Below are 2,754 nucleotides of genomic sequence, written 5' to 3'. Positions count from 1 at the left end.
CCCATGAACAAGATGACCACGATCAACGTCAGCGCCAACGGCCGCACCTACGACTGGCCGCGGGTGCCGGCGATTGCCATCTGCCTCGACGGCTGCGAGCCGGCCTATCTCGACGAGGCTGTCAAGGCCGGCCTGATGCCGAACCTGGTGAAGGTCCGCGCCAAGGGCACCGAGCGCACCGCCCACTCGGTCATCCCGAGCTTCACCAACCCCAACAATCTGTCGATCGCCACCGGCCAGCCGCCTGCCGTGCACGGCATCTGCGGCAACTATCTCTACGAGCGCGAGACCGGCAAGGAAGTGATGATGAACGACCCGCGCTTCCTGCGCGCGCCGACCGTCTTCCAGGCCTTCTACGATGCCGGTGCCCGCGTCGCCGTGGTCACCGCCAAGGACAAGCTGAGGGCGCTTCTCGGCAGCGGCCTGAAGTTCGACGACGGCCGCGCCATCTGCTTTTCCTCGGAGAAGTCGGATGTCTCGACCAAGGCCGAGCACGGCATCGACAATGCCTCGGCCTGGCTCGGCAAGCCGGTTCCGGAAGTCTATTCGGCCGAGCTGTCGGAATTCGTCTTCGCCGCCGGCGTCAAGCTGCTCAAGGAGTTCCGGCCTGACGTGATGTACCTGACCACCACCGACTACGTGCAGCACAAATATGCGCCCGGCGTGCCGCAGGCCAACGCCTTCTACGAGATGTTCGACAGGTATCTCGGCGAACTCGACGCGCTTGGCGCAGCCATCGTGATTACCGCCGACCACGGCATGAAGCCCAAGCACAAGGCCGACGGCTCGCCCGACGTGGTCTATGTCCAGGACGTGCTCGACGAGTGGCTGGGCAAGGACGCGGCCCGTGTCATCCTGCCGATCACAGATCCTTACGTCGTCCATCACGGCGCGCTCGGCTCGTTCGCCACGGCCTATTTGCCCGAAGGCGCCGACCAGGCAGACATCATGAAGCGCCTCGCCGCCATCGACGGCATCGTCGTCGTCATCGACAACGCCACGGCCTGCGAGCGCTTCGAACTGCCATCCGACCGCATCGGCGACATCGTGCTGGTGTCCTCGGAGAACAAGACCATCGGCACCAGCGAGCATCGCCACGACCTCGCGGCGCTGAACGAGCCGCTGCGCTCGCATGGCGGCCTGACCGAGCAGGCGGTACCATTCATCGTCAACCGCAAGCTGCCGGCTCTGCCCAACGAGCCGGTACTGCGCAACTTCGATGCGTTCCATTATGCCGCCATGGCGGCAGCGCTGGCTTGAGGCGCGCTACCCTCCCCTTGTGGGGAGGGTCGAGGAGTGAACGAAACGACGTGAAGTTCGCGAGGCGGGGTGGGGGTACCCGGTTCGACCTGATTGGACCCCCACCCCGGCGCTTCGCGCCGACCCTGCCCAAAAGGGGGAGGGTGAAGGAGCCACGATGACCAAGATCGAAACTTCCATAAAAGTGCGCCACGAGCCGATGCGCATCGCCGGACGCAAGGTCGATGCCGATGGCGTCGTCAACGTCCACTATCCCTACACCGATGCCGTCATCGGCACGGTGCCGGCGGGGCGTGCCGAGCACGCCCGCCAGGCCTTCGAGATCGCGGCCAACTACAGGCCCAAGCTGACGCGCTACGAGCGCCAGCAGATCCTGTTCCGCACCGCAGAAGCCCTTGCCGCGCGCAAGGAGGAGATATCCGACGTCATCACGCTGGAGCTCGGCATCTCCAAGGCCGACTCGCTCTACGAGGTCGGCCGCGCCTATGACGTGTTCACGCTGTCGGCACAGATGTGCATCCAGGACGACGGCCAGATCTTTTCCTGCGACCTGACCCCGCACGGCAAGGCGCGGAAAATCTTCACCACACGCGAGCCGCTGAAGGCGATCTCGGCGATCACGCCCTTCAACCATCCGCTCAACATGGTGTCGCACAAGGTGGCCCCGGCCATCGCCACCAACAATTGCGTGGTGGTCAAGCCGACCGAACTGACGCCGATGACGGCACTGATCCTCGCCGACATTCTCTACGAGGCCGGCCTGCCGCCGGAGATGCTGTCGGTCGTCACCGGCATGCCCGCCGACATCGGCGCGGAAATGATCACCAACGACAACATCGAGCTGATCACCTTTACCGGTGGCGTGCCGGTCGGCAAGCTGATCGCCCGCACCGCCGGCTACAAGCGCCAGGTGCTGGAGCTCGGCGGCAACGACCCGCTGATCATCCTCAACGACCTGTCCGACGACGATCTCGCCAAGGCGGCAGACCTCGCCGTGGCGGGTGCGACCAAGAACTCGGGCCAGCGCTGCACCGCGGTCAAGCGCATCCTGTGCCAGGAGAGCGTCGCCGACCGCTTCGTGCCGATGGTGCTGGAGCGGGCGAAGAAGCTCAGGTTCGGCGATCCGATGGACCGGTCGACCGATCTCGGCACCGTGGTGCACGAGAAGGCCGCCGCCCTCTTCGAAAAGCGCGTCTACATGGCCGCCGAGCAGGGCGCCGAAGTGCTGTACGACCCCGGCCGCAAGGGCGCGCTGTTGCCGCCGATCGTCGTCGATCGCGTGCCGCACACCTCGGAGCTGGTCATGGAAGAGACCTTCGGCCCGATCATCCCGATCGTGCGCGCGCCCGACAATGACGACGCGCTGATCGCGCTCTCCAACTCGACCGCCTTCGGCCTGTCGTCTGGCGTCTGCACCAACGACTTCCGGCGCATGCAGAAATACATCGCAGGCCTGCAGGTCGGCACCGTGAACATCTGGGAAGTCCCCGGATA

At 65.4% G+C, this 2,754-nt stretch carries 2 protein-coding genes; both read left to right on the top strand.

Annotated elements, in window-relative coordinates; translation table 11 throughout:
* Positions 1–3 precede the first annotated feature (3 nt).
* Positions 4–1,260, top strand: coding sequence for a phosphonoacetate hydrolase (gene phnA, locus GGR00_RS28150; protein ID WP_184702869.1), 1,257 nt, complete (start codon positions 4–6; stop codon positions 1,258–1,260).
* A gap of 157 nt (positions 1,261–1,417) precedes the next feature.
* A partial coding sequence (phnY, locus tag GGR00_RS28145) for a phosphonoacetaldehyde dehydrogenase (protein WP_184702867.1) occupies positions 1,418–2,754 on the top strand: 1,337 nt, incomplete at its 3' end.

The sequence above is a fragment of the Aminobacter aganoensis genome (genome assembly GCF_014206975.1).
Taxonomy (GTDB): domain Bacteria; phylum Pseudomonadota; class Alphaproteobacteria; order Rhizobiales; family Rhizobiaceae; genus Aminobacter; species Aminobacter aganoensis.
This window is presented reverse-complemented; position numbering and strand designations above follow the sequence as displayed.

What these genes read in the sequence shown, in the direction of transcription:
- phnA (WP_184702869.1), top strand. Translation starts at nt 4, where the DNA reads ATGAACAAGATGACCACGATCAACGTCAGCGCCAACGGCCGCACCTAC.